This is a genomic window from Streptomyces sp. B21-083, from assembly GCF_036898825.1.
Taxonomy (GTDB): Bacteria; Actinomycetota; Actinomycetes; order Streptomycetales; family Streptomycetaceae; genus Streptomyces.
On record NZ_JARUND010000001.1, the window covers coordinates 4,044,564 to 4,070,411 of the forward strand.

28 protein-coding genes are annotated in these 25,848 nt (G+C 70.9%); 15 read left to right on the forward strand and 13 right to left on the reverse strand.

The genetic code is table 11. The features are described from left to right. Positions 1-198: 198 nt before the first annotated feature. The 4 genes from QA861_RS18090 to QA861_RS18105 all read right to left on the reverse strand — a co-directional run bounded on the left by QA861_RS18090 (position 199) and on the right by QA861_RS18105 (position 3,721). A complete protein-coding gene (locus QA861_RS18090) occupies positions 199-1,092 on the reverse strand; it encodes a 4-(cytidine 5'-diphospho)-2-C-methyl-D-erythritol kinase (RefSeq protein ID WP_334589358.1) in 894 nt (297 codons plus the stop codon). Further along, on the reverse strand, positions 1,089-2,006 hold the full coding sequence (gene rsmA / locus QA861_RS18095) for a 16S rRNA (adenine(1518)-N(6)/adenine(1519)-N(6))-dimethyltransferase RsmA (RefSeq protein WP_334589359.1): 918 nt from the start codon (positions 2,004-2,006) through the stop codon (positions 1,089-1,091). The genes QA861_RS18090 and rsmA overlap by 4 nt, the downstream gene beginning before the upstream one ends. A gap of 173 nt (positions 2,007-2,179) precedes the next feature. Next, positions 2,180-3,088: a GlxA family transcriptional regulator gene (locus tag QA861_RS18100; RefSeq protein ID WP_334589360.1), complete on the reverse strand. Its 909-nt coding sequence runs from the start codon at positions 3,086-3,088 to the stop codon at positions 2,180-2,182. A gap of 27 nt (positions 3,089-3,115) precedes the next feature. Continuing rightward, entirely contained in the window at positions 3,116-3,721 is a 606-nt protein-coding gene (locus tag QA861_RS18105; protein ID WP_334589361.1) for an isochorismatase family protein, read from the reverse strand. A 287-nt stretch (positions 3,722-4,008) separates the two neighbouring features. On the opposite strand from QA861_RS18105, the gene QA861_RS18110 reads away from it, so the two are divergent. After that, a complete protein-coding gene (locus QA861_RS18110) occupies positions 4,009-4,266 on the forward strand; it encodes a hypothetical protein (protein ID WP_334589362.1) in 258 nt (85 codons plus the stop codon). A gap of 8 nt (positions 4,267-4,274) precedes the next feature. Here QA861_RS18110 and QA861_RS18115 read toward each other — a convergent pair whose 3' ends face one another. Then, a complete protein-coding gene (locus tag QA861_RS18115) occupies positions 4,275-4,484 on the reverse strand; it encodes a DUF397 domain-containing protein (RefSeq protein WP_334589363.1) in 210 nt (69 codons plus the stop codon). Between the two features lie 202 nt (positions 4,485-4,686). Between QA861_RS18115 and QA861_RS18120 the strand changes: the two genes are divergently transcribed. Together QA861_RS18120 and QA861_RS18125 are read left to right on the forward strand one after the other, a co-directional pair. After that, positions 4,687-5,562, forward strand: coding sequence for a hypothetical protein (locus QA861_RS18120; protein ID WP_334589364.1), 876 nt, complete (start codon positions 4,687-4,689; stop codon positions 5,560-5,562). Beyond that, positions 5,562-6,467, forward strand: coding sequence for a hypothetical protein (locus tag QA861_RS18125; protein ID WP_334589365.1), 906 nt, complete (start codon positions 5,562-5,564; stop codon positions 6,465-6,467). Before QA861_RS18120 ends, QA861_RS18125 begins: the two co-directional genes overlap by 1 nt. Positions 6,468-6,564: 97 nt before the next feature. On the opposite strand, the gene QA861_RS18130 is transcribed toward QA861_RS18125, so the two are convergent. From QA861_RS18130 to rsmI, 4 genes are all read right to left on the reverse strand, one after another. Further along, positions 6,565-7,902: a resuscitation-promoting factor gene (locus QA861_RS18130; RefSeq protein WP_334589366.1), complete on the reverse strand. Its 1,338-nt coding sequence runs from the start codon at positions 7,900-7,902 to the stop codon at positions 6,565-6,567. Between the two features lie 102 nt (positions 7,903-8,004). Then, positions 8,005-8,883: a TatD family hydrolase gene (locus tag QA861_RS18135; RefSeq protein ID WP_334589367.1), complete on the reverse strand. Its 879-nt coding sequence runs from the start codon at positions 8,881-8,883 to the stop codon at positions 8,005-8,007. A gap of 135 nt (positions 8,884-9,018) precedes the next feature. After that, positions 9,019-9,435 carry a hypothetical protein gene (locus QA861_RS18140; RefSeq protein WP_334589368.1) on the reverse strand — a complete coding sequence of 139 codons (417 nt, stop codon included), beginning with the start codon at positions 9,433-9,435 and terminating at the stop codon, positions 9,019-9,021. Between the two features lie 177 nt (positions 9,436-9,612). Beyond that, positions 9,613-10,497 carry a 16S rRNA (cytidine(1402)-2'-O)-methyltransferase gene (gene rsmI / locus QA861_RS18145; protein ID WP_334589369.1) on the reverse strand — a complete coding sequence of 295 codons (885 nt, stop codon included), beginning with the start codon at positions 10,495-10,497 and terminating at the stop codon, positions 9,613-9,615. Positions 10,498-10,559: 62 nt separating this feature from the next. On the opposite strand from rsmI, the gene QA861_RS18150 reads away from it, so the two are divergent. The 3 genes from QA861_RS18150 (at position 10,560) to QA861_RS18160 (ending at position 15,849) form a co-directional block, all read left to right on the forward strand. Further along, positions 10,560-12,302: a dolichyl-phosphate-mannose--protein mannosyltransferase gene (locus QA861_RS18150; protein ID WP_334589370.1), complete on the forward strand. Its 1,743-nt coding sequence runs from the start codon at positions 10,560-10,562 to the stop codon at positions 12,300-12,302. Between the two features lie 124 nt (positions 12,303-12,426). After that, positions 12,427-14,064, forward strand: coding sequence for a penicillin-binding transpeptidase domain-containing protein (locus tag QA861_RS18155; protein ID WP_334589371.1), 1,638 nt, complete (start codon positions 12,427-12,429; stop codon positions 14,062-14,064). A 96-nt stretch (positions 14,065-14,160) separates the two neighbouring features. Beyond that, a complete protein-coding gene (locus QA861_RS18160; protein ID WP_334589372.1) occupies positions 14,161-15,849 on the forward strand; it encodes a penicillin-binding transpeptidase domain-containing protein in 1,689 nt (562 codons plus the stop codon). A gap of 201 nt (positions 15,850-16,050) precedes the next feature. Here the strand turns inward: QA861_RS18160 and QA861_RS18165 are convergent, their stop codons facing one another. Beyond that, positions 16,051-16,398, reverse strand: coding sequence for an SsgA family sporulation/cell division regulator (locus tag QA861_RS18165; protein ID WP_334589374.1), 348 nt, complete (start codon positions 16,396-16,398; stop codon positions 16,051-16,053). A 149-nt stretch (positions 16,399-16,547) separates the two neighbouring features. Here QA861_RS18165 and QA861_RS18170 point away from each other — a divergent pair, with 149 nt between their 5' ends. The 6 genes from QA861_RS18170 to QA861_RS18195 all read left to right on the forward strand — a co-directional run bounded on the left by QA861_RS18170 (position 16,548) and on the right by QA861_RS18195 (position 21,505). Continuing rightward, the gene (locus QA861_RS18170; protein WP_334589375.1) at positions 16,548-17,612 is read left to right on the forward strand and encodes an energy-coupling factor ABC transporter permease; all 1,065 of its coding nucleotides are present in this window, start codon (positions 16,548-16,550) and stop codon (positions 17,610-17,612) included. 1 nt (position 17,613) lies between these two features. Then, positions 17,614-18,375 (forward strand): cobalt ECF transporter T component CbiQ, encoded by a 762-nt coding sequence (gene cbiQ / locus QA861_RS18175; RefSeq protein WP_334589376.1) that lies wholly within the window; start codon positions 17,614-17,616, stop codon positions 18,373-18,375. Then, on the forward strand, positions 18,363-19,163 hold the full coding sequence (locus QA861_RS18180) for an energy-coupling factor ABC transporter ATP-binding protein (RefSeq protein WP_334589377.1): 801 nt from the start codon (positions 18,363-18,365) through the stop codon (positions 19,161-19,163). Before cbiQ ends, QA861_RS18180 begins: the two co-directional genes overlap by 13 nt. Positions 19,164-19,200: 37 nt before the next feature. Beyond that, the gene (locus QA861_RS18185) at positions 19,201-19,677 is read left to right on the forward strand and encodes a MarR family winged helix-turn-helix transcriptional regulator (RefSeq protein ID WP_334589379.1); all 477 of its coding nucleotides are present in this window, start codon (positions 19,201-19,203) and stop codon (positions 19,675-19,677) included. Positions 19,678-19,883: 206 nt separating this feature from the next. After that, entirely contained in the window at positions 19,884-20,288 is a 405-nt protein-coding gene (locus QA861_RS18190) for an organic hydroperoxide resistance protein (protein ID WP_179200625.1), read from the forward strand. Positions 20,289-20,329: 41 nt separating this feature from the next. After that, positions 20,330-21,505, forward strand: a complete 1,176-nt coding sequence (locus QA861_RS18195) for a serine hydrolase domain-containing protein (protein ID WP_334590612.1) — start codon at positions 20,330-20,332, stop codon at positions 21,503-21,505. Here the strand turns inward: QA861_RS18195 and QA861_RS18200 are convergent. Further along, positions 21,488-21,766, reverse strand: a complete 279-nt coding sequence (locus QA861_RS18200) for a DUF1876 domain-containing protein (protein ID WP_334589380.1) — start codon at positions 21,764-21,766, stop codon at positions 21,488-21,490. The genes QA861_RS18195 and QA861_RS18200 overlap by 18 nt on opposite strands. 275 nt (positions 21,767-22,041) lie before the next feature. On the opposite strand from QA861_RS18200, the gene QA861_RS18205 reads away from it, so the two are divergent. From QA861_RS18205 to QA861_RS18215, 3 genes are all read left to right on the forward strand, one after another. Further along, positions 22,042-23,511 (forward strand): purple acid phosphatase family protein, encoded by a 1,470-nt coding sequence (locus QA861_RS18205; RefSeq protein ID WP_334589381.1) that lies wholly within the window; start codon positions 22,042-22,044, stop codon positions 23,509-23,511. A gap of 77 nt (positions 23,512-23,588) precedes the next feature. Further along, on the forward strand, positions 23,589-24,038 hold the full coding sequence (locus tag QA861_RS18210; RefSeq protein ID WP_334590613.1) for a GNAT family N-acetyltransferase: 450 nt from the start codon (positions 23,589-23,591) through the stop codon (positions 24,036-24,038). A gap of 59 nt (positions 24,039-24,097) precedes the next feature. Then, a complete protein-coding gene (locus tag QA861_RS18215; protein WP_334589382.1) occupies positions 24,098-24,502 on the forward strand; it encodes a RidA family protein in 405 nt (134 codons plus the stop codon). 15 nt (positions 24,503-24,517) lie between these two features. Here the strand turns inward: QA861_RS18215 and QA861_RS18220 are convergent, their stop codons facing one another. Then, a complete protein-coding gene (locus tag QA861_RS18220; RefSeq protein ID WP_334589383.1) occupies positions 24,518-25,363 on the reverse strand; it encodes an EamA family transporter in 846 nt (281 codons plus the stop codon). Continuing rightward, positions 25,360-25,845: a YbaK/EbsC family protein gene (locus QA861_RS18225; protein ID WP_044471453.1), complete on the reverse strand. Its 486-nt coding sequence runs from the start codon at positions 25,843-25,845 to the stop codon at positions 25,360-25,362. Before QA861_RS18225 ends, QA861_RS18220 begins: the two co-directional genes overlap by 4 nt. Positions 25,846-25,848: the final 3 nt, after the last annotated feature.

The following is a 25,848-nucleotide window of genomic DNA, read 5'->3' on the forward strand; positions in this document are numbered from 1 at the left end:
CCCACGCCGCGCGCACTCCGGAATTCGGTGAACTCCGAGGAGTTGGCGGAGATCTGTGGCGGACGGCGAGTGCTTGAAGTTGAAAAAACCTTACTGTCACGTCCGCCCCACCCGTGCTTCCGCATGCCAAAGGACGGTGAATTCCCTGTGGAGGTCGGAGAAATGGGTCAACTCAGAAGTAACTCTGTGTGTTCACCGTCACAGCACGGTCGCGCCCGGTACCGGTCCCGCTGCCACCCGTACGAACCGGCACGTACCGGACGTCGACAGTGCCCGCGCCACCCGCTGCGCGGCCTCCGCGTCGCGGGCGAGAAACGCCGTCGTCGGGCCGGAACCCGAGACCAGCGCGGTCAACGCGCCGGCCGCGCGGCCCGCCGCGAGGGTGTCGGCGAGGGCGGGGAAGAGCGAAAGGGCGGCAGGCTGGAGGTCGTTGGAGACGGTGGCGGCGAGCGCCTCGGGGTCGCCCTTGGCGAGCGCGTCGAGGAGTTGGGGCGAGGCGACGGGCACCGGAACCTCAATGTCAGCGACCAGCCGGTCGAACTCCCGGAACACGGCCGGCGTCGACAGCCCGCGCTCGGCCATCGCGAACACCCAGTGGAAGGTGCCGCCGGTCTCCAGAACCGTCAGCTTCTCCCCGCGCCCGATCCCGAGCGCGGCCCCGCCCACCAGGCTGAACGGCACATCGCTGCCCAACTCGGCGCAGATGTCGAGGAGTTCGACGCGCGAGGCGCCGGTCCCCCACAGCGCGTCGCAGGCGAGCAGCGCACCGGCGCCGTCGGCACTTCCGCCCGCCATGCCCCCGGCGACGGGGATGTCCTTGGCGATGTGGATGTGCACGGCGGGCGTACGGCCGTACCGCTCGGCAAGCGCCACGGCGGCACGGGCGGCGAGATTCGTACCGTCCAGGGGGACTTGGGCGGCGTCGGGCCCTTCGCAGGTGATCCGGAGCTCGTCGGCCGGAGTCACCGTCACCTCGTCGAAGAGGCCGACGGCGAGGAAGACGTTGGCGAGGTCGTGGAAGCCGTCGGGGCGCGCGGCACCCACCGCGAGCTGGACGTTGACCTTGGCGGGAACCCGTACCGTCACGCTCACAGCTGCCCGGACTCCTCGTCACCAGTGTGCAGTTGGACCTTGTTCTCGGCGATGCGGACGAACTCCTCGACGCTCAACGACTCGCCGCGGGCCTGCGGGGAGACACCGGCGGCGACGAGGGCGCTCTCGGCGGCGGCGGCGGATCCGGCCCACCCTGCGAGCGCGGCGCGCAGGGTCTTGCGGCGCTGGGCGAAGGCGGCGTCCACGACCGCGAAGACCTCGCGGCGATCGGCGGTCGTCTTCAGCGGCTCGGCACGCCGGACGAGCGAGACGAGCCCGCTGTCGACGTTGGGCGCGGGCCAGAACACGTTGCGCCCGATGGAACCGGCCCGCTTGACCTCGGCGTACCAGTTGGCCTTGACGGACGGTACGCCGTACACCTTCGACCCGGGCGGCGCGGCGAGCCGGTCGGCGACCTCCGCCTGCACCATGACGAGCGTCCGCTCGATACTCGGGAACGTCTCCAGCATGTGCAGCAGCACGGGCACGGCGACGTTGTACGGGAGGTTCGCGACCAGTGCGGTGGGCGGGGGGCCGGGGAGTTCGGTGACGCGCATGGCGTCGGAGTGCACCAGCGAGAACCGGTCGGCGCGGGTGGGCGTCCGGGCGGCGACGGTGGCGGGCAGCGCGCCCGCGAGGACGTCGTCGATCTCGACGGCCACGACCCGGTCGGCAGCCTCCAGCAGCGCGAGGGTGAGGGACCCGAGCCCCGGCCCGACCTCGACGACCACATCGTCGGGCCGCACACCGGCGGTGCGGACGATACGGCGGACCGTGTTGGCGTCGATGACGAAGTTCTGCCCGCGCTGCTTGGTGGGCCGCACGCCGAGGGCGCCGGCCAGCTCACGGATGTCGGCAGCGCCGAACAGGGCATCGGAGGTGGGGAGCGCATCGGGGGCGGGGCTGGTACTCACGGGTCCAGGGTACGGGGGTGGGGGGTGGGGGTGGGACGCGGTGCGTGGTCGTGCGGGGCTGGGATCGACTGACCGCTCCGACGCTCGCGAGGGCCCCGGAGTCCCGGGGTCCCGCAACTTACGGCGGCCTCGGCGCTTACAGCGGCCGCGGCGCTTTCGCGCACCATGTCCCGTCAGGCCGCGCGGCTGCGCAGGCGGCGCAGCATGCGGGCGTCCTCGAAGCCGACCGAGTGTGCGGCGGCGTCGACCGTGGCGCCGTGGCTGATGAGGTGCTCGGCGCGTTCCAGCCGCAGGGTCTGCTGGTAACGCAGCGGGGTGAGACCGGTGGCGCGGCTGAAGAGCCGGGTCAGGGTGCGTTCGCTGACTCCGACAGCCGAGGCCAGGTGGGGCAGCGGCAGCGGTCGGTCGAAGCGGGTGTCGATGAGGTCCTGGGCGCGGTGCACGGTGTCGTCGAGGTGGGACCGGTGCCGGAACATCGCGCTGGTCTGCGGCTCGTGGCCGTTGCGGCGGGCGTAGACGACCATGTCCCGGGCGACCTGGGCGGCGACGGCGGGCCCGTGCCGGCTTGCGACGAGGTGGAGCGCCAGGTCGATGCCGCTGGCGATACCGGCGGAGGTGATCACCCGGTCGTCGGCGGTGAACAGGACGTCGCGGACGACGACGGCCCCGGGGTGGCGCAGGGCCAGCTCGTCCTGCACGTCGTGGTGGGTGGTGCAGCGGCGGCCCCTCAGCAGGCCGGCCCGCCCGAGTGCCTCCGCTCCGGCGCAGACGCTGGCCACCGTTCCGCCCCTGGTGTGGTGGTCCCGCAGAACCTTCAGGGAGGTGTCGGCGATGGCGGGCGAGTCGGCCAGGGTGACCGCCCGCCAGCCGGGGACCACGATCAGGTCCTCGGGCCCGAGGTCGGGCCAGTCGGAGTTTGCCAGCACGGGCAGCCCCTGGGCTGTGGGGACCTGCGGCTGCTCGGCGACGTAGGTGAGGGTGTAGGGGTGCCCGAAGTCGGCTGCCGTGGAGAAGACCTGCGCGGGGCCGGCCAGGTCCAGCAGATGGACTCCGGGTACCAGGAAGAAGACGACGTGGCTCACGATTCGGTCATCATGCCGGAAGACCGGTCATCGTGCCGCAGATTCCGCCGCGGCCTCCACCTCGTCGACCGTCGCGATGGTGGCGAAACGGCCCGCGAGGGCGTACTCGGTGCGCCGGATGATCTCGTCGGCGGGCAGGGTACGGGGGTCGGCGAGCAGTTCCGCGACGCTCTGGTCGGCGGGGGCGTCGCGGTGCGGGATCGGGTTGGTGGCGGTCGCGTCGACGACGAAGGTGACCTGGTAGCCGAGGTCGCTCGCCACGCGGGCGGTGGTCTCCACGCACTGCTCGGTGCGGATGCCGCAGACGGCGAGTTCGCTGACGCCGTGCTCTGTGAGGCGTTGTTGCAGGTTGGTGGTGGTGAAGGCGTTGTGCGAGGTCTTGTGGATCAGCGGCTCGCCGTCCTCCGGCCGCCCCAGCTCCTCCAGCAGCCGCACATGACCGAGGGCCGGGTCGAAGACATCGCCACTCCCCGGCTCGGAGTGCAGTACCCACACCACCAGGTCTCCGGCCTGGCGGGCCCGCCTCACCAGCCGGTTCACCTTGTCGGCGATCTTCGGGTCGGAGATGGTCTCCCACAGCGGGTGGGCGCGGAAGGACTCCTGGACATCGATGACGATCAGTGCTCGGGTCATGTCCCTAGCTTCGGGCGTGCGGAGGGTGCGGTGACAGGCCGCATCGGGTCCCGAAGCGGACGGATCCGGTCAGCCGACGCCGGACACGGTCACTCAGGGAGGGGGCACCCTCCGCACCCTGCCCCTCGGACAGATGCGGCAGCGGGGTCCAGCTGCGGACGAACCGCCGTCGTGATTGCCAACCTGATTGAGTACAGGTCGAGTTGAGGGACACTGAGTGCGGGACGGGGTGCGGCTCCTGGTTGGATGGGCCGGCGACAGGCGCTGCCGGATGAAGGATGGATCTCATGGGAACGACACAGGGCCCGCCGGTGGGGCACGAGGACATCCAGGTCCCCTCGGGACGGACCAGGTGGTGGGTGGTAGCCCTCATCCTGGGTCTGCCGGCACTTCTCGTCGTCGGCTTCATCGCCATGGTCGCGATCTGGGTGCTGAGCGACGACTCGTCCGAGGCCGAGCAGCGACCTCCCCACTCTCTTCAGGTCAGCGTGGGAGACCCATGGGCCGGAAGCGCTCCCGCCTCGTCCCGGACATCGGCGATGTGACACCGAGTTCAGCGTGCGGAAGTGGCTTTACGGTTAGGCACCTTGACGGACTCGACGAAGGGCGCGAAGACGCCGGCTGGGAAGCTGAGCGCCTCTCGGGCCGCGGACTTCGAGTCGCGAATGGCTCTGCGAGTGCGCAAGTTGACGATCTCCAGGCAGGCGTTGCCGTCGCCGCTGCCGGAGTAGGAAGACTTTCGCCAGTTGTCGGGGGTGGTCACCGGACGCCTCACAGTTCCTGGTGCGAACTCGCCGCCGGCGATGTCAGCGGCAGCCGTCCAGCAGCACCCCTGCCGGCGGCCTAGCCATGCACGCCCCTCGAACCGACTCTCAGACGTCGGTGAGGGCGATGCGGGACTCCTGGCGAAACCCTGTGGAGTAATACAGGAGGAAAGCGCTGATAACCTGTCCTACTGTCCGAATATGCCCACTTCACGTACCCGTCTCAGTGTGATGGTCACGGTCCTCGGCCTGGTCGCGGTGCTCGGGGTCGTATGGCTGGTCAGGTCGGCCACCACCGGCACCCAGAAGACGAGTAGCAGTGGCACTGACACGTCGGCAACCCGTTCCACGGCGAGTTCAGATGCCACGGACGGGGGAACGACGGGGTCGGGGACGACAACAGGGTCCGGGGAGACGACGGGGTCCGGCCAGACGACCGGGTCCGGGAAGACGACGGGGAACGCGACCGGGGGCGGAGGCCGTACGCCGGGTGGTGACAAGACGCCTGGTGGGGGTGGGGGTGGGCGGTCGATCAAGGTGAATGGCCTACGCCTCGACGGCAACGGCAACGGCGACGGATGTGTGACCTTCATCAACAAGACGGCCACCCCCGCCCGCATCACAGGCGTCTCGTTCACTGTGGTCTCCGGAGCGGGCCATCCGACGATCAGCTCCGACAACGCCGCCCACTGCGATGGACAGCAAGGTGGTGACGCGGACCCCCCGTGCGACGGCCTCCGGCTGATCGAGGGCAACCAGTGCCAGGCGGGAGCGGTCCTCGGGCCAGGAGCCCGCGGGGACTACACCGTGGGGGCGGTGGCCAGCTACACCTTCGTCTGCGACAACGCCAAGATCAATCCGTGCGATCGCGCGTCGGAGGCGGGCGGCCCACCCCCGACTCCCCAGAACCCCGTGTCGATCTCCGGCGACAGCGAGCGTCTCGACACGGGCCTCGACGTCGGGGGCACACCCCCCGACACACCCCCGACGGACGACACCGATCCCGGCAACCCGCCCCAGCCCGTCAACCCACCCCCCGGCGACACCCCGACCACCGCCAGCCCCCCGGAGCAGTGATGACGGCCGGCCACACGCCGCCACCCGAACCCTCCGACCAGCAGCCCGTCTCCGCCCGGGTCCGGCACCTCGCGGAGGCACTCGGTCCGACAACGTTGGCGACCGCGCTGCTGATCTACTTCGGCTATGTCGCCACTCGCGCGCGATACGACTACTTCGGCGTCCCCGTGGACATGACCGGCCGGTCCAATCAGGGCCTGATGCTGGACGGCATGGAAGTCGTCTTCGTCCCAGCGGCGATGATCTTCCTCGGCGTCATGGCACTCGTGGCGATCCACGCCCTCGTGACGTGGGTGTTGGCCCGCGACGCGGGGGACGACACGTTCGGCGCCGTCTTCCTCGCGTACGGCTTCCTCCTCGTCGGCGTCATCCTGATCGGCGAGGCGCTCATCGGCATGTTCGTCCAGAACTCCGACACGAGCGTGAAGTTCGGCATCGTGCCGCTGGCCCTGGCGTTCGGACCTGCGGCGACGGCGTACGGGATCTGGATCTACGGCCGCCGGCGCGGGCGTCCGCTGCTGTCGCAGCGTATGGCCAGGAACGGTGTGATGTGCGTACTCGCGCTGGGCGTGGCCGGGCTGTTCTGGGCATCCACGCAGTTGGCGTGGGCGTACGGCAGAGGCCGGGGCGAGGAGGACGTGACCGCTCTCGAGGGCCGCCCCGAGGTCGTCATCGACTCCAAGGAACCGCTGGAGGGGCTGCCGACGGGGGTGACCGCGACCCGTCTCGGGAAGCCCGGCGAGAGCGGGCGGGAGTACCGCAACCGCTACCGGGGCTTCCGGCTGCTGCTGTCGTCCGGCGGACGGCTGTTTCTGGTCACCCCGCAGTGGCAACTCGGCCGGGACCAGACGATCGTCCTGCCTTACGCGGACGACATCCGGGTGCAGCTCATCCCGCAACGCTGAACACCGGCCACGCGCTTTCACGACTGCCTGTCCGTGTGGGGAGCGCCCCCCTCACGACTCCCGAAGAACCGGGTGACCCGTTCGTGCGAGCCCGGACTCAGCCATGCAACCGCCCCCCGCAATGCGGCCAGGGCCCCGCCCCCCGTTTCACATACAGCCTCTTCGCGCGCAGCGTCTGCTCCTCGCCCGTGGCGTCCTGGGGGCGGCCGGAGCCGCCCAGGTTCTGCCAGGTCCGGGTGTCGAACTGGTACAGGCCGCCGTAAGTCCCGGACGGGTCCACCGCGTTCGGGCGCCCCCCGGACTCGCAGGCCGCCAGCGAGCCCCAGTCCAGATGGTCCGCCCCCTGCACCGAGGTCGGCAGGGGTTTCGTGCCGACCCTCACCAGTTGGGCCCGGGGCTCGCGGACCACCTCGGTGCGCACCCAGCGTGGTTTCTGCTTCACGCCGTTGACCGAGCGCAGGGCGAGGGTGATCCGGCGCAGGCCCGCACTGCCCGCCTGGTCGATGACCTCCGTGCCCTTGAACAGGGTCGCGTCCTGGGTACGACGGGTGTCGAAGGGGATCACCTCCTCGCGTACCTCCTTGGAGGCCGTCACCCGTAGCACCGTCACCGTCTGGCCGTCGCGCGGGAAGCTCGCGGCGGCCACCGAGAGGGCGTCCTCGCCTCGCAGGGTGATCCCGGCCTCCTGTACCGCCTCGGCGACCGTCGCCGCGTTCGTGCGGATCATGCGGGCCCGGCCGTCCGCCATGATCGTCACCGTGCGCTCGGTGCGGACGTCGATGGTGAGCCCTTGCCTGCCGATCTTCTGGGAGCGCGCGAGCGACAGGTACGCGCCCTCCGCGCGCACCCCGAGCTGTCTGAGTGCTTCCTCCACCGTGTGTGCCGTCGTCCACACCTCACGCCGTTCACCGTCCAGAGTGATCCGTACGGGTCGCCCGTAGTGGACACGGACCTCGTCGCCGCTGGCCAGTGCCGTGCCCGGCGCGGGGGCGATGACGTCGTGGGCGCCCACCGCGACCCCCTCGTCGGCCAGCAGTTCGGTCACGTCGTCGGCGAAGGTGTGCAGGGTGCGCGGCTTGCCGTCGACGTTCAGTTCGATCGCCTTGTCCTTGGCGACGAAGGCCGTCGTACCTCCCGCCAGGAACGCCACGACGAGTGCCTGTGGCAGCAACCGGCGGATGACGTCGGGCCGTTCGGAGCCCTTGCGGCGCCTGGCCGCCCGCCCCTCCTGGGACCGCCCGTTCGCCGCCAGCTGCTGGGGCAGCGTGGGCGACAGCTGCGGCGCCGGGTGCTCGTAGGCGGGCCGGTACGTGTCCTCGTACGGCACCCCGTACGCCACCGTCTCGGCGGTGTGCGGGTCGTACCCCCCGTACGGCGACGGCGGCTGTGGCCCGCCCACGGGGCTGTACGTCTCGTACGGCGGCGAACTGCTCACGACGACACGCTCCAGGTTCCGGCGACGGGCACAGAACTTAGCGGAGCGGCCGTCACTCTCCAAAGCGGCGCGGCTACCGAGCGTCAACGTACGTCAGTGCTGTCAGTAATCGAAGGCACGTGCGGTGTTGGTCGCGATCGCCGTCGCCAGCGTGTCCTCGTCGATACCCCGCACCTCGGCCATCGCACGCAGGGTGACCGGGATGAGGTAGGGAGCGTTGGGCCGGCCCCGGTACGGCGCCGGAGTGAGGAAGGGCGCGTCCGTCTCGACGAGGACCAGCTCCAACGGGGCCACGGTGAGCGCGTCGCGCAGCGGCTGGGCGTTCTTGAAGGTCATGTTGCCGGCGAAGGACATGAAGTAGCCGTTCGCGGCGCAGACTTCGGCCATCTCCGCGTCACCGGAGTAACAGTGGAAGACGGTCCGCTCGGGGGCGCCCTCCTCCTTCAGGACCCGCAGGACGTCGGCGTGGGCGTCCCGGTCGTGGATGACCAGCGCCTTGCCGTGCCGCTTGGCGATCTCGATGTGCGCCCGGAAGGACCGCTCCTGGGCCGCCTTGCCCTCCGGCCCGGTGCGGAAGTAGTCCAGTCCCGTCTCGCCGACGCCCTTGACCTGCGGGAGTCCGGCCAGCCGGTCGATCTCCGCGAGCGCGTCGTCGAGGGCGGCGTCTCCGCCGGGCACCCGGGCGCCCTGCCGGGACCAGCCGTCGGGGTCGCCGTGGACGATGCGGGGGGCCTCGTTCGGGTGCAGGGCGACGGTCGCGTGGACGCTCCCGTACGTGGCCGCCGTCTCGGCCGCCCAGCGGGAGCCCTTGATGTCGCAGCCGACCTGGACGACCGTCGTCACCCCGACCGACGCGGCCTTGGCGAGGCCCTCCGCGACGGTGCCGGACTGCATGTCGAGGTGGGTGTGGGAGTCGGCGACCGCTACCCGGAGGGGTTCGGGCAGCGGCGGGGCTTCGGCGGTTCCGGACTTGGCGGGCATGCCCCCGATCTTACGAAGAGCAAAAAACCCGCGCCCCGAAGGGGGGCGCGGGGCTGCATCAATTTGCGGCTCCGCCGCGTGGGCGCGGCCGGCCCCCACCGGCCCGCAGCAGATGAACCGCCCAGCCGGCGGAGCCTAACTGGCCTTGCGGTGGAAGGGGTGCAGGAGATCCGAGAGGTGCCAGTGGTGGTCTTCCTTCGGCGTCCCGTGCTCGCCGGACTCACCGGGCTGCGCCGAGGTGCTCCCGTCCGGGGCCGCCGCTTTGGGAGCCGAGCGCTGCTTGTGCATCAGGTTCTGTACCGACGACACCTGGCCCGCGCGCATGATGCGTACGACATGGCCGTCGCAGTTCTGGCAGGTGGGCCGGGTCAGTGGGGACGGTACGACCTGGCCGTCCGCCACGTACATCACCATCTGACCGCCCTCGGTGTCGGTGTGGTGCTCGATCTCGTACGACTGTTCCCAGCCGTGCCCGCAGCGCATGCAGGCGAAGGAATACGACTCGTGTACGACGGCGGTGGCCGTGCTGCGGTGGCCGGTGGTCTCGCTCATGCCAGCTCCTCTGGTCCGCTGGACACAGGACGGGTGCGTCCCTGTGAACCAGTGGACGCCTCTACCGCCGTGAAGGCATCTCTCCTGTCGACTGTTGAAGGCGTTTTGGGCATTCCTTGTGCGAACGGCCCCGATCCGAGGGCTGGCCTTTGCCGTTCGGCGCCCGCCTTTGCCCCCTTATGGCGTGACCGGCGTCGCAGTCCCCGTACCACCCGCACCCTGCGCGTTCTTCGCCGCCACGACCGCGTCGAACACCTCCCGCTTGGGCAGCCCCGCCTCGGCCGCGACAGCCACGATGGCCTCCTTGCGCCGCTCCCCCGCCTCCTCGCGCACCCGCACCCGCCGCACCAGTTCCTCGGCGCCGATCTCCCCGGCGGCCTTCTCGGGGGCGCCCTCGACGACGACGGTGATCTCACCCCGTACGCCCTCGGCCGCCCACTGGGCCAACTCGGCCAGCGGACCGCGCCTGACCTCCTCGTACGTCTTCGTCAACTCCCGGCAGACGGCGGCCCGTCGGTCCGCGCCGAACGCCTCCGCCATGGCGGCCAGGGTGTCGTCGAGGCGGTGCGGGGCCTCGAAGTAGACGAGGGTGCGGCGTTCCTCAGCCACCTCCCTCAGTCTCGACAGTCGTTCGCCCGCCTTTCTCGGCAGGAAGCCCTCGAAGCAGAACCGGTCGACGGGCAGCCCGGACAGTGCGAGCGCGGTGAGCACGGCGGACGGGCCGGGGACGGCCGTCACCCTGATGTCCTTCTCCACGGCGGCGGCGACCAGCCGGTACCCGGGGTCGGACACCGACGGCATGCCCGCGTCCGTCACCAGCAGCACCCGCGAACCGCCGAGCAGCGCCTCGACCAGTTCGGGGGTGCGCGCCGCCTCGTTGCCCTCGAAGTACGACACCACCCGCCCCTTCGGCTGCACCCCGAGCGCCTGGGTGAGCCGGCGCAGCCGCCGGGTGTCCTCGGCCGCGATGACGTCGGCGCCCGCCAGTTCCGCCGCGAGCCGGGGCGGCGCGTCCGTGACGTCGCCGATGGGAGTGCCTGCCAAAACCAGTGTTCCTGTCACGTTTCCATCCTCGCAGGGCTCTTCCACCGGACGCACACAGCGCTGTTCCCTACGATGGCGCGGTGACCAGTACCGCGCCCTCCACGGACACCCGGCAGACCGCACCCTCGCCAGAGCAGCGGCCGGCGTGGCAGCAGCGACTGCGCCGCTACGGATACACGGCGAAGCCGAGAAGCGATGTCCGGGACCGGCTGGTGCCGCCGTACACGGAGCCGAGCCCCCGTCTGTGGGCGACCTTCGGGCTGCCGCCGACCCTCACCGACCGGATCACGCGCTGGTCCGGCTGGGGCGGCCCGCTGCTGGTGACACTGCTGGCGGGGCTGCTGCGCTTCTGGGACCTGGGCAGTCCGAAGCGGGTGATGTTCGACGAGACGTACTACGCGAAGGACGCGTGGGGTCTCATCCACCGCGGCTTCGAGGTCGGCTGGGACAAGGACGTCAACGACCTGATCCTGAAGACCGACGGGCACGTGCCCGTCCCGACCGACCCGGCCTATGTCGTGCATCCGCCGGTCGGGAAGTACGTCATCGGGCTCGGCGAATGGATGTTCGGGTTCAATCCGTTCGGCTGGCGCTTCATGACGGCGCTGCTGGGCACGCTGTCGGTCCTGATCCTTTGCCGCCTCGGGCGTCGCCTCTTCCGCTCCACCTTCCTCGGCTGCCTGGCGGGCACGCTGATGGCGGTGGACGGCCTGGCCTTCGTGATGAGCCGCACCTCGCTGCTCGACGGCGTCCTCCAGTTCTTCGTCCTCGCCGCCTTCGGCTGCCTGGTCATCGACCGTGACAAGGCCCGCGAACGGCTGGCGGCGGCGCTGCCCCCGGACGCGGACGGTGCCGTACGACCGGACGCGCGCATCGCCGAGACGACCCGCTTCGGTGTACGCCCCTGGCGCTGGCTCGCCGGTCTGATGCTGGGTCTGGCCATCGGTACGAAGTGGAACGGCCTGTACATCCTGCTCGCGTTCTGCGTGATGGCGGTGCTGTGGGACGTCGGCTCCCGCAAGGTCGCCGGCGCCCGCCGCCCGTACGAGACGGTCATCAAGCACGACCTGGGCTGGGCGTTCCTGGCGACGGTCCCGGTGGCCGTCGTCACGTACCTGGTCTCCTGGACGGCCTGGATCCTCTCCCCGTCTGACGGCACCGGCGGCTACTACCGCAACTGGGCCGCGACCGAGGGCAAGGGCAGCAGCTGGTCGTGGCTGTTCCCCGACTGGTGGCGCAGCCTCTGGCACTACGAGCACGCGGTGTACGAGTTCCACGTGGGCCTGCACACCCCGCACAACTACCAGTCGAACCCGTGGAGTTGGCTCGTCCTGGGCCGCCCGGTCTCGTTCTTCTACGAGTCCCCGGCCCCCGGCAAGGACGGCTGCCCCACCAACTCGGGCCAGCAGTGCGCCCGCGAGGTCCTGGCCATCGGCACACCCCTCCTGTGGTGGGCGGCCTGCTTCGCGGTCCTGTACGTGCTGTACCGCTGGCTGCTGCGGCGCGACTGGCGAGCGGGCGCCATCGCCTGCGGGATCGTGGCGGGCTACGCCCCCTGGTTCATGTACCAGGAGCGCACGATCTTCTTCTTCTACGCGATCGTCTTCCTGCCGTTCCTGTGCCTGGCTGTGGCGATGATGATCGGCGCGATCATCGGCCCACCGGGATCGAGCGAACGGCGCCGGGTCGCGGGCGCGGCGGGCGCGGGTGTGCTGGTGCTGCTGATCGTGTGGAACTTCATCTACTTCTGGCCGCTCTACACCGGGACGGCGATTCCCATCGACTCCTGGCGTTCACGGATGTGGCTCGATACCTGGGTCTGACCGCTCGCTGGATCACATTTCTGATCACTCTTCGGACAAGAGTTGGGACAAGAGGCCGAATCAGCCCCCACAGCAGCCCCGTAGGCCACTTACAGTGCAGTGGCCTACGGGGAGGGGAACTCACATGCGCAAGGGAGCAAAGGCCGCGATCGTCGGGTCCGTGTTCACGGTGATGGTCGGAGGGGCCGGGTACGGCGTCTTCAACATCGTGTCCGCGCTCAACGAGGACAGCGGCGGCGGTACGGAGACAGTGAAGACCGGGCCGCCGTCGAAGGACGAGATCGCGGAGGTCAGCGAGAAGTTCTTCGCGGCCTGGGAGAAAGGGCAGGCGGAGGCCGCCGGGGGCCTCACCAACAACGCGGCGCCCGCGACAACGCTGATCAGTGACTACAGGGCGACCGCGCACATCACCGGTCTGAAGATCACCCCCGGGACGGCCACCGGAGCGACCGTGCCCTTCTCGGTGAAGGCCACGGTGTCCTTCCAGGGCAAGAGCAAGCCGCTCGCCTACACCAGCGGCCTGACGATCGTCCGGGGTACGACGACCGGGCGGGCGCTGGTCGACTGGAAGCCGTCGGTCGTCCATCCCGGCCTCAAGGCCGTCGGGGACTCGCTGGTCACCGGGGAGGCCGGCAGCCCGCCGATCGAGGCCGTGGACCGCGACGGCAAGGTCCTGACGAAGGAGAAGTACCCCTCCCTCGGGCCGATCCTGGACACCCTGCGGGCGCGCTACGGCGACAAGGCGGGCGGTAGGCCGGGTATCGAGCTGATGGTCCGGCACGCCGACACGAACATCGCCGACACCTCGCTGGTGACCCTCGCCGAGGGCACCCCGGGCAAGCTGGAGACGACGCTGAGCGCGAGTGCGCAGGCCGCCGCCGAGAAGGCGGTGCTCAAGTTCTCCGAGTCGTCCGTGGTCGCCGTACAGCCGAGCACGGGTGAGGTGCTGGCGGTCGCCAACCACCGTAAGGACCAGTTCAACGCGGCCTTCGAGGGCACGCTGGCGCCGGGCTCCACGATGAAGATCGTCACGGCGGCGATGCTGATAGACAACGGCGTGACGTCGATGAACGGGCCGGCGCCCTGCACGCCGACCGCGGTCTGGAAGAGCCAGACCTTCAGCAACCTCAAGGGCATGGCACCGAACGAGAGCGCCACCCTCGCCAACGACTTCCTGCGCTCCTGCAACACGGGCTTCATCAAGCTGATCGACGGCACCGAGGCGAACCCGCTCACGGACGAGTCGTTGACGACCGAGGCCCAGGAGCGGTTCGGGCTCGGGCGGGACGACTGGAAGACCGGGATCACCTCCTTCGACGGCAGCGTCCCCGCCTCCCCCGGTCCGGACCGCGCGGCCAACGCGATCGGCCAGGGCCAGGTGCAGATGAGCCCGCTGAACATGGCGTCCGTGACGGCGACGGCGATCACGGGTGAGTTCCGGCAGCCGTATCTCGTCTCGCCCGACCTGGACAAGCGTCAGCTGGCGACGGCGAAGGGCCTGCCCGCGAGTACGTCCGCGCAGCTCAAGGAGATGATGCGGATGACGGCGACGCAGGGCACCGCGACGCAGGCGATGGCCGGGCTGAGCGGGGACATCGGGGCGAAGACGGGGTCCGCCGAGGTGGACGGCCAGACCAAGTCGAACAGCTGGTTCACCGGATTCCGGGGTGACATCGCGGCGGCGGCCATGACCCAGGAGGGCGGCCACGGCGGCGACGCGGCGGGCCCGATTGTCGCAGCCGTGCTACGGACCGGCGGCTGAACTCACCCGCGCGGGACGGGACTCTAGGGTGGTCCTCGTCGTTGAGGTGGATGAGGGCAACGGGGACCCTGGGGATTTCGCGGAGGATCGGGAGCTGTGGGCAACAGAAGGCGCGTCGCCGAGCGACGGAGTGCACGCAAGACCAGGCCCGCCGTGATCGGCGGGATGATCGCCGTGGTCGTCGGCGGCGCCGGTTTCGGCGTGTACGCGCTGTACGGCGGCGGAGCGGCGGCCGAGGACGGCTCCTCCACGGCCGCCACGGCCGACAAGAAGCCGAAGGTACCGACGGGCCCGGTGCCCGCCACCCAGGTCAAGGCGATCGCCACGCGGTTCCTGACGTCCTGGCAGACAGGCAAGGTCGCCCAGGCCGTGGCGTCGACGAACGACACCACCGCATCGTCGGCCACCCTCCTCACCGGCTACACCAAGGACGCCCACATCACCGGCGTGACGATCACCCCGGGCACGGCGACGGGCGCCAAGGTCCCCTTCACCGTCAAGGGCACGGTGAAGTACGGCGGCACGAGCAAGCCGCTCACCTACGAGAGCGCCCTGACCGTGGTCCGTCGTCCGTCCGACGGGAAACCGATGGTCGACTGGCACGCGTCGGTGATCCACCCCGACCTGGCGGACGGCGACAAACTCCTGACCGGGGAGTCCGGCACCCCGCCGATCAAGGCCGTCGACCGGGACGGCGGTGAGCTGACGCTCGCCAAGTACCCCTCCCTGGGCACGGTCCTGGACAGCCTCAGGGAGAAGTACGGCAAGAAGGCCGGCGGCAAGGCGGGCATCGAACTGCGCGTCGTGCGCGGTACGGCGTCCAAGGCGGCCAAGTCTGCCGACAAGACGCTGCTGGAGCTGAGCAAGGGCACGCCGGGCACCGTGAAGACGACGCTGAGCCCGGCGCTGCAGACGGCGGCTGAGGCCCAGGTCGTGAAGAAGCCGAAGTCGTCGGTGGTGCTGCTGCGCCCCTCGACGGGCGAGATCCTGGCGGTGGCGAACCAGTCGCACGGCTTCAACACGGCGTTCCAGGGCTCGTTGGCGCCGGGTTCGACGATGAAGGTCATCACGTCGTCGCTGCTGATCGAGAAGAACCTCGCATCACCGGACAAGCCGCACCCGTGCCCGAAGTTCTCGACGTACGGCGGCTGGAAGTTCCAGAACGACGACAAGTTCGAGATCAAGGGCGGCACGTTCAAGGCGAGTTTCGCGCGGTCCTGCAACACGGCGTTCATCAGCCAGGCGCCCAAACTCGACAACGACAGCCTGACCAAGCAGGCGCAGCAGGTGTTCGGCCTCGGCATGGACAACTGGGCGATCGGCGTCTCGACCTTCGACGGCTCGGTGCCGGTGCAGTCGCAGGCCCAGATGGCGGCGTCGCTGATCGGGCAGGGCGGGGTGCGGATGAACCCCCTGAACATGGCGTCGGTGGCGGCGACCGTCGGATCCGGCGTCTTCCGCCAGCCGTATCTGGTCTCCCCGGACGTGGACGGCCGTACGTTGGCGACGGCCTCGCGGACCATGTCGTCGTCGACGCTGTCGCAGCTGCGGGAGCTGATGCAGTACACGGCGGCGTACGGCACCGCGGCCGAGGCGATGGCCGGACTCGGCCCGAACTACGGCGCGAAGACGGGCTCCGCGGAGGTCGACGGCCAGGACAAGCCGAACGGCTGGTTCACGGCGTACCGGGGAGACCTGGCAGGCGCGGGCGTGGTCGTCGAGGGCGGCCACGGCGGCAGCACGGCGGGCCCGATCGTGGCGGCACTGCTGCGGGCGGGTTCGTAACCGACCGGGGTGGCGCCTGAGGAGAAGGCCCGTCCAGCCCGACCTTCTTTCCCACCCACCCGCATTTCCAGCCCGTTGGGGGTCCCCCCTCTGGGGGAGTTTGTGGACAAGGCCCGTTCAGGGCCGGAGCGGGGTCTGGGGGCGCAGCCCCCAGGTACAGGATGGGACGGGTAGGGGCGGCGGGGGCGAGAAAACCCGACCTCAGCTGCTGACCCGCGCCCCCGCCATATACGTACGCCGCAAGAACCGCATCAGCGTCTTCCTCTCGAACTGCACCACCGACACACCCCCCGCCGAGTGGAACTCGACCACCGCCTGCACCCGCCCGCACGGCCACACCCGCACCTCCCCGGACCCCACCGGCGCCCGCAGCCCCTCCTCCAGCAGGGACCGGGAGAACGTCCACTCGTGGGAGCCGGGCAGCCCGACGCGGACCGCCCGCGGATCGGTGTCCGGGTCGTAGCGCAGGACCACCGGGACCGCGTCGCGGTCGTCGTCCTCGGTGTCCGTGACGATATGGGCTCGCGCGTACTGCTCGACTACGGACATCAGACTGCCCCTTACGCTGCGTAACCTGTGCGGAAACTGTGGATCCGCTCCCACTTCCTCTCCAATGTCGCATATTTTCCCATTTACGCCCCAGATTGCTTTCATCTCGCTCTTGCGAAAGGTTCGCAACAAGCCACTATCATCAGACGGTGCATGTGCCCGATGGATTCATCAACGCCCCCGTCTCCGTAGCGGCCGGAGTCGTCGCCGCCGGTGCCGTCGCCGTGAGCCTGCGCGGCGCCCGGCGCGAGCTGGACGAACGGATCGCGCCGCTCGCCGGTCTGGTGGCCGCGTTCATCTTCGCCGTGCAGATGCTGAACTTCCCGGTCGCCGCCGGAACCAGCGGACACCTGCTGGGCGGCGCGCTCGCCGCGATACTCGTGGGCCCCTACACAGGGGTCCTGTGCGTGTCCGTCGTCCTGCTCATGCAGGGCATCCTCTTCGCGGACGGCGGCCTCACCGCGCTCGGCGTGAACATCACGGTGATGGCCGTCGTGACGACGGTCGTCGCCTACGCCACCTTCCGGGGCCTGGCGAAGGTGCTGCCCAAGAAGCGCCGTTCCGTCACCGTCTCCGCCTTCGTCGCCGCCGCGCTCTCCGTACCGGCCGCCGCCCTCGCCTTCACGCTCGTCTACGCGATCGGCGGCACGACGGACGTACCGATCGGCCGGGTCCTCACCGCGATGGTGGGCGTGCACGTGCTGATCGGGCTCGGCGAGGCCGCGATCACCGCGTTCACGGTCGGCGCCGTCATCGCCGTACGGCCGGATCTCGTGTACGGCGCCCGGGGCCTGCGCCAGAAGCTCCAACTGCGGGTCGGCGGCGAACTGGTGGACGCGACACCGCAGCAGCCGCAGCTCACCCCCGTGCCCTCCCTCTCCCCCGCCGGCGCCCACCGCACCCGCGCGGTCTGGCTCACCGGCCTCGCCGCCTCCCTCGTCCTCGCCGGTGTCGTCAGCTTCTACGCCTCCGCCAGCCCGGACGGCCTGGAGAAGGTCGCCGCCGACAAGGGCATCGACGCCAAGGCCGAGGACCACGCCGCCGCCGACTCCCCGCTCGCCGACTACAGCGTCGAGGGCATCACCGACGGGCGGCTCTCCGGCGGCCTCGCCGGTGTGATCGGCGTCGGCGTCACGGTCGTCGCCGGGACGGGGATCTTCTGGGCGGTACGCAGGCGCAGCGCCACGAGCGACACCACCCCCACGAGCGTCTGACATGGGCGCCGGACACGCCCATCGGCTCTACCGGCACGCGCACTCGCCCGTGCACGCGCTGCCGCCGCACACCAAGCTCGCCGCCGCGTTCGCCTTCGTGATCGTGGTCGTCTCCACCCCCCGCGAGGCGGTGTGGGCCTTCGCGGTGTACGCCGTACTGCTGGGAACCGTGGCCCGCGCCGCCCAGGTGCCCGCCGCCTTCCTGCTCAAGCGCCTGCTGATCGAGGTCCCCTTCGTCGCCTTCGCCGTGCTCATGCCGTTCGTGGCACAGGGCGAGCGGGTGGAGGTCCTGGGCATGTCGCTGAGCGTCAACGGCCTCTGGGGCGCCTGGAACGTGCTCGCCAAGGGCACCCTCGGCGTCGCCACCTCCGTACTCCTCGCCTCCACCACCGAACTGCGCGAACTGCTCCTCGGGCTCCAACGCCTCAGGCTTCCGCCGCTGCTCGTACAGATCGCCTCCTTCATGATCCGGTACGGCGATGTCATCGCCGACGAGATGCGGCGGATGCGGATCGCCCGGGAGTCCCGGGGCTTCGAGGCGCGGGGCGTACGGCACTGGGGGGTGCTGGCGAAGTCCGCCGGGGCACTGTTCATCCGGTCGTACGAGCGGGGCGAGCGCGTACATCTGGCCATGGTGAGCCGGGGGTACGCCGGTTCCATGCCCGTCATCGACGAGGTGACCGCGTCCCGGGCACAGTGGTCGTACGCCTTCGCCCTGCCCGTCGCCGCGCTCGCCGTCTGTCTGCTGGGATGGTCTCTGTGACAACCTCGACCCCACCCCCGGCGCCCCCCTCACCCTCCCCCTCACTCGAAGTGGCCGGGCTGGCCTACGCCTACCCCGACGGCCATCAGGCCCTCTTCGGCGTCGACTTCACGGTCGGGCGCGGTGAGCGGGTGGCGCTGCTCGGGCCCAACGGGGCCGGCAAGACGACCCTCGTGCTGCACCTCAACGGCATCCTCACCGGCGGGGCGGGGACGGTCACCGTCGCCGGGATGCCTGTCGGCAAACAGCACATGGCCGAAATCCGACGCAAGGTCGGAATCGTCTTCCAGGACCCCGACGACCAGCTCTTCATGCCGACCGTGCGCGAGGACGTCGCCTTCGGACCGGCCGCCGCCGGGATGAAGGGCGAGGAACTGGAGCGGCGCGTCCGTACGGCCCTCGACCTGGTCGGGATGGCGGACTTCGCCAACCGCCCGCCGCACCATCTCTCCTTCGGGCAGCGACGCCGGGTGGCCGTGGCGACGGTGCTCGCCATGGAGCCCGAGATCCTCGTCCTCGACGAGCCGTCGTCCAACCTCGACCCCGCCTCGCGCCGCGAACTGGCCGACATCCTGCGGTCGTTGGACGTCACCGTCCTCATGGTCACGCACGATCTGCCGTACGCCCTGGAGCTGTGCCCGCGCGCGCTGGTCCTCAGCGAGGGCGTCATCGCCGCCGACGGCCCCACCGGCGACCTCCTGGCCGACGACGCCCTGATGCGCGCCCACCGTCTGGAACTGCCCTTCGGGTTCGACCCACGGTCGGTCTCCGCCATCCGCACCCCGTGACGTTCATAACATCCGTGGCGTCCGTGACAATGGGCGCGTGATCGAACAAGAGGACGCGCACAACCCCGCGTCGCCGCGCCTCGACGACCAGTTGTGCTTCGCGCTGTACGCGGCCCAGCGCGCGATGACCGCCGCCTACCGCCCGCTCCTCGACGAGCTGGGCCTCACCTACCCGCAGTACCTCGTGCTGCTGGTCCTGTGGGAGCGCGGCGAGGTGACCGTGAAGGAGCTGGGCGCCGCCCTGTGCCTCGACTACGGCACGGTCTCGCCGCTGCTCAAGCGGCTGGAGGCGGCGGCGCTGGTCCGCCGGGAGCGGTCGGCGCTGGACGAGCGGTCGGTGTCCGTCCGCGTCACCGCGCTCGGCGAGGAACTCCGGGAGCGTGCGGCGCGCGTACCGGGCGCGCTGCTCGCGGCGACGGAGCTGAGCGGGGGCGAGGTGGCGCGGCTGCGGGGCGAGCTGTGGGCACTGGCGGAACGGGCGCAGGGTGCGGCCGACCGCGCCCGTCTGACCTGAGGTTACTCACGACCTCCACCCCCGGATGACGGACGCACCCCTACCAGCCGGTACCTTGTGCACGATGTAGTTGTGCTCTTCGCAGTTTCTACACATGGTTCCGTGCTTCTGTTGTCCGCTTTGGGGGAGGTTCTGCCGTGACTGACGCCGGTATCGACGTCGAGGCCCGTACAGATACCCGTACAGACAGTCGTCCGACGAAGATCATGTACGTCGCCGAGGCCACCGCCCACGGCGGCCGGAACGGCGATGTCACCAGCCAGGACGGCCAGATCGCCCTGAAGGTGGCGATGCCTCCGCAGCTGGGCGGCGACGGCAACGGCACCAACCCGGAGCAGTTGTTCGCGGCCGGTTACAGCTCCTGCTTCCACAACGCGCTGGTCCTGGTCGGCCGCCGCGAGGGCTACGACCTGTCGGGCTCCACGGTCGCCGCGAAGGTCGGCATCGGCCCCAACAAGCAGCAGGGCTACGGGCTCGCGGTCGCCCTGAGCGTCTCGCTGCCGATCCTGGACCAGGACATCGCGGCCAAGCTGGTCGACGCGGCCCACATGGTCTGCCCGTACTCGAACGCCACCCGCGACAACATCGACGTGACGATCATCCTGGGCTGAGGAATCGCGAGCGGGTGAGCGGACGTTACAGCCGCGTGGACCTGAACGTGAATGGCACGGTGGCAGCGGGCTTCGAGCCCGTACGAGCGGCGTTCGCGGCGAACTTCGCGACCGGCGGCGAGCACGGCGCCGCGGTCACCGTGTACCGGGACGGGCGCCGGGTCGTCGACCTGTGGGCCGGTACCCGTGATGTCGACGGCGACGCCCCCTGGGAGCACGGCACCGCGCAGATCGTGCGCTCGGCGACGAAGGGCGTCGCCGCCGCCGCACTCCTGATGCTGGCCGAGCGCGGCGAGCTGGACCTGGACGCGCCCGTGGGCGAGTACTGGCCGGAGTTCAAGGCGGCGGGCAAGGAGCGGACCCTCGTACGGCACCTGCTCGCGCACCGCGCCGGCGTCCCCGTCCTCGACCGGCCGCTCACCCCCGCGCAGGCCGCCGATCCCGACCTCGGCGCGGCGGCGGTCGCGGCGCAAGCGCCGGTCTGGGCGCCGGGGACGGACCACGGGTACCACGCGCAGACGTACAGCTGGCTGACGGGCGAGCTCGTACGGCGGGTCGGCGGGCGCCCCATCGGGGAGTGGGTCGCGGCGGAGATCGCGGGACCGGCCGGCCTCGACCTGTGGCTCGGGCTGCCGGACGCGGAGGCGGGACGCGTGGGCCGGGTGGGCCGGGTCCAGACCCCGGAGACGGGCGGCCCGGGCCTCCGGACCCGCCCCAAACGGTCCGTCGCCGACGCCTACGCCGACCCGGACTCCCTCACCAGCCGCGCCTTCGCCGCGATCACCCCGCTGCCCGACGAGAACGACCCCGCGTACCGGGCCGCTGCCCTCCCCGCCTCCAACGGCATCGCCACGGCCGACGGACTCGCCCGCTTCTACGCCTCCCTGATCGGCCAAGTCGACGGCGGGGCACGTCTGTTCACCCCGGCGACGGCCGAGCTGGCCCGGCGCGAGCAGTCGGCCGGCCCGGACCGCGTACTGGTCATCGGCACCCGCTTCGGCCTCGGCTACATGCTCCATGGCACGGCCGCGCCCCTCCTCTCCACCGGCTCCTTCGGCCACCCGGGCAGGGGTGGCGCCCTCGGCTTCGCCGACCCCGAGTCGGGCATCGCGTTCGGCTATGTGACGAACGGCTTCCGCAAGAGCGTGACGGCGGACGGGCGCGCGCAGGCGCTGGTGCGGGCGGTGCGGGCCGTCCTCCTATCCGAGGGCCAGTGAACGCGACCTGCGCCCCGACGCCTCGTCGATCTCGTCGTGGGCCTTCGTCAGCAGCCTCATCGCCAGTTCGTTGAGGGCGCGCGCTCCGGCGATCTCCTCGCCGATGCGCGGCTGGTTCTCGTCGGACCGGTGACGGCTGGCGTACCCGTTGGCCCGTACCTCGCTCCCGTCCGCGAGCCGTACGAGGGCGGCGGCCCGCGTGCGCTGCTCGTCCTCCTCGAACTCCAGCTCTACATGCCATCCCACTGCGGTGTGCGTCATGACGATCACCTCCGGTACCGCTGCTTCCAGGGTGCTCCTGTCGGCCTCCGCACGCACATGTGCCGCGAGTACTGAGTCCGGCGTATCTCCGGCGCGTCCGTTGTGTGACGTTCGTCGCGTTCGCCCCGGGCGAGGGATGCGCGCTCTCCCCTCAGTCGTACGCTGCAAGCACCCCCGCACCGACCGCACCGACGCCAAGGAGTTGTCGTGCCCCATACCTTCGGCCGCCCCCGCCTCCACGGCTGCCGTTAACGGGCCACGGGCACGTTCCGATCATGCGCTGCTGTCTCTCCGCTCCCCTCGCCGCCCTCGCGGCGTTCCCCGACCCCCGCGACCTCGTCCGGTCCGGCGCGCTGCTCACGCCCGCCGTCCTGCGGTCCGCGCTCGCCGCGCGCCGGGAACGCGTCACGCGCGCCGACGTCGTGACGGCTCTCAACCTGGAACTGGTCACCCTCACCGAGGACAGCGCCGTCATCACCTGGTACACGGCCGTGCCGGGCACGGACGACGGTTTCGGCCACCTCCTCCCCGCCGTCACCGAGGGCGAGGTCGTGTACGGCACCCACCCCGCCCACCTCACGCGCACGGCGTCCGAGGGCCGGCCGACCGCCCACCACCACGTCGAGCTGACGGACCTGGAACCGGGCCAGACGTACTACTACCAGGCCCGTTCGCGCGGTCGGGCGGCCACACCGACCCCGCTGCACCTGGTGCGCGGCAACGCGGTCGGCACCTCGCTGCACGGCCTGGGCTCGCACGGCGGCCCGTACTCCTTCACGACACCCCAGCCGCCCCCCGGCCGCCACCTCCTCTCCATCGCGCTCTGCAACGACCTGCACCTCGGCGAGACCACGGCGGGCCGGGTGGCCGGCGTCCCGATGCTGCGCGGGGTCTCGCAGCAGCCAGGCCTGGACCCGTACCCGGAGATCATGAGCGTGGCGATGGTCGAGGAGGCCCACCGGCGCGGCGCGGACGTCCTGCTCGCCGCCGGGGACATCTCGGCGGCCGGCGCACCCCGGGACCTGGCCGAGGCCCGCCGCATCCTGGACGGCTTCGGCACCCACGGACGGGACTACTTCGTCGTACGCGGCAACCACGACCGCCCCAGGCACCCCGACGACGCCTTCCGCGACGGTTTCCTGGGCGGCGCCGACGGCCCCGGCTACTTCGCGCGCGATCTGGGCGGGCTGCGCCTGCTCGGCCTGGACACCTACGAGAAGGAAGGCAACGGCGGGGACGCGGGCGGCCTGAGCCCTGAACAACTGGCCTGGTTCCAGGGCGAGTTGAGGACGGACAAGGACCAGCCGACGATCGTCTTCGGCCATCACCCGCTGACGACACGGGACTCGGTGTTTCCCATGGGACGCGGTCAGCGTCTGGATCGGGGGCAGGCCCGCTCGATCGTCGACTCCTACTCCGCCTCCCCCGGTGTCTTCCTCCACCACGCGGGCCACACCCACCGCAACAAGCGCACGGTCCTGACCAGCGCCCCGCATGTCACCCAGCAGGAGGTCAGCGCGGTCAAGGACTACCCGGGCGGCTTCTGCCTGCTCCGCGTCCACACCGGCGGCTACGCCCTCAACTACTACAAGAACAGCAGCGTTCCGGCCCGCGCCTGGGTCGAGCGCAGCCGCCTCACGGCGGGTGGCCTGTGGCCGCACCACGCCCTCGGCCGCTCGGTGACCGACCGCAACAGCATGCGCCCGCACGACCTGTCCGGCGTCCGTGCTTACCTACCCGTGTGACAGCCAACAGCACCGCGAAGACAGCCCGGTTCCGCATCCGCCCCCGCACGGAGGCCGACCTCGACGCATGCGTACGGATGCTGGCGACGGTCCACAAGGAGAACGCGTACCCCCTCAACTGGCCCACCGACCCTGCCGGTTGGCTGACCCCACGCTCCCTCCTCGCGGTGTGGGTGGCGGAAGGGGAGGGCGAAGAGGGGATCATCGGTCACGTCCTCCTGGCCGACAGCGACGCGGGCAACGCGGCGGCGGCCCTCTGGACCGACGGTCCCACCGCCGTGATCAACCGCCTGTACGTCGACCCCGTGGCCCGGGGCCGGGGCGTCGGTGCGGAGCTGATGGCGCGGGCGGTGGCGGAGGCGGAGTCCCGCGCCCTGCACCCCGTCCTGGACGTGGCGTCGACGGCCACGGCAGCCGCGGCCCTGTACGAGCGCCTGGGCTGGACGCTGCTGGCGGCGGAGGTGGAGCAGGAGTGGCTGCCGGGCCAGTGGGTGAAGCTCCGCTCCTACGCGGCCCCGACGTCCTGAGCAGGTACCTGCGGGCACCTGACCGGAATCACCGGTGCCCGCCGGGCGTTGGCCACGTCATGACCTCCGACGAGCGCACGATCACCAACCCGCCCGCCCTGCACGACCCGACGCCCTTCGGCTACAGCCACGCCGTCTCGGCGCCCGGCGAAGCCGTGTACATCGGCGGGCAGTACGCCTCCGACGCCACCGGCGCACCCGTCCCCGGTGACTTCGCCGCCCAGGTGGACCTGGCGTTCGACCGGCTGCGCGAGGCGCTGGAAGGGGTCGGCCTCGGGTACGAACACGTCGTACGCCTCGGCACGTTCATCGTCGACCACGACCTCGACAAGCTGGAAACCCTCGGCAAGGCGCTGCACACCCGCTTCGGCGACCGCCTCCCGGCCCAGACGCTGAGCGGTGTCGCCGCACTGGCCCTACCGGGGATGCTGTTCGAGGTGGACGCGGTGGCGGTACGCCCGTAGACCGCCTGGGGCCGCCTACCCCGCGTGCAACATCAGCCCGATGCCGACGACCAGCAGCCCGGCCGCGGCGATCCTGGGTGCTCCGAACCGCTCCTTGAAGAACACGGCCCCGATGGCAGCCCCGACGATGATCGACGATTCCCTGAGTGCGGCCACGGGGGCGAGTTCGGCCCGGGTCTGCGCCCACAGCACCAGCCCGTACGCCGTCACGGACAGCGCGGCGCCGAGCAGTCCGACGGCGGCGAACGGCCGTACCGTCGCCAGGAATTGACCCCGCCACTTGTACAGCGCGTAGGCGGGGACGGCGAACCCGTCCAGGGCCATCAGCCAGGCGATGTAGGCGAGCGCGGACCCTGAGGCCCGTACGCCCAGCCCGTCGACGACGGTGTACGCGGCTATGGAGAGCCCGGTCGCCAACGCGGCGCCGATCGCCGCCCAGTTGGGCCGCCGCCCGCGCAGTCCCCACAGAGCGACACCGGTAAGTCCCGCACAGGACACGGCGATTCCTGCCGCCGCCCAGCCGTCGGGCACCTCGTGCGCGAACACGGCGGCGAGAACGGTGACGACGAGAGGCGCGGTACCGCGCGCTATCGGATAGGCCTGCCCGAAGTCACCGAGCTGGAACGACCGGATGAGCAGCACGAAGTACGCGATGTGGATGAGGGCCGACGCGACGAGATACGGCCACGCCCCGGCGGCGGGCACCGGCAGAAACGGCACAGCGACCAGCCCGAAGAGCATCCCGCCGCCGGCGATGAGCGTGAACCCGACCAGCTTGTCGGTGATGCGGTGCGCGAGCGCGTTCCAGCAGGCGTGCGTGACGGCGGCGAGCAGTACGGCGGCGGTGACGGCCGGGGTCACGAGGTCGCCGACTCGCGCACATCCACGAGGGTCGCACCGGCGTGGGCGATCAGGGCCTTCGGCTCCATGGGGAACACGGTGTACGGGGTGCCGGCGGCGGCCCAGACGAGGTCGTGCTCCAGCAGCGAACGGTCGGCGAGGACGCGCGTCCTGGTCCGGTGCCCGAAGGGCGGCACGCCCCCGATGGCGTACCCGGTGGTCTCCCGTACGACGTCCACCTTGGCCCGGGTGACCTTCGCGGCGCACAGCTCGAACCGGACGAGCTCGACGTCGACCCGGGAGGCACCGTCCATGAGGACGAGCACCGGGACCCCGTCGGCTGAGAAGATCAGCGACTTGCAGATCTGGCTCAGCTCACACCCGATCGCGGCGGCGGCCTCGGCGGCGGTACGGGTCTCGTCGGGGAACCGGCGGATACGGGAGGTGAGTTCACTGAGGCCCAGCTCATCTAGGGCCTCGGCGAAACGGGTAGACGTGGTCATGCC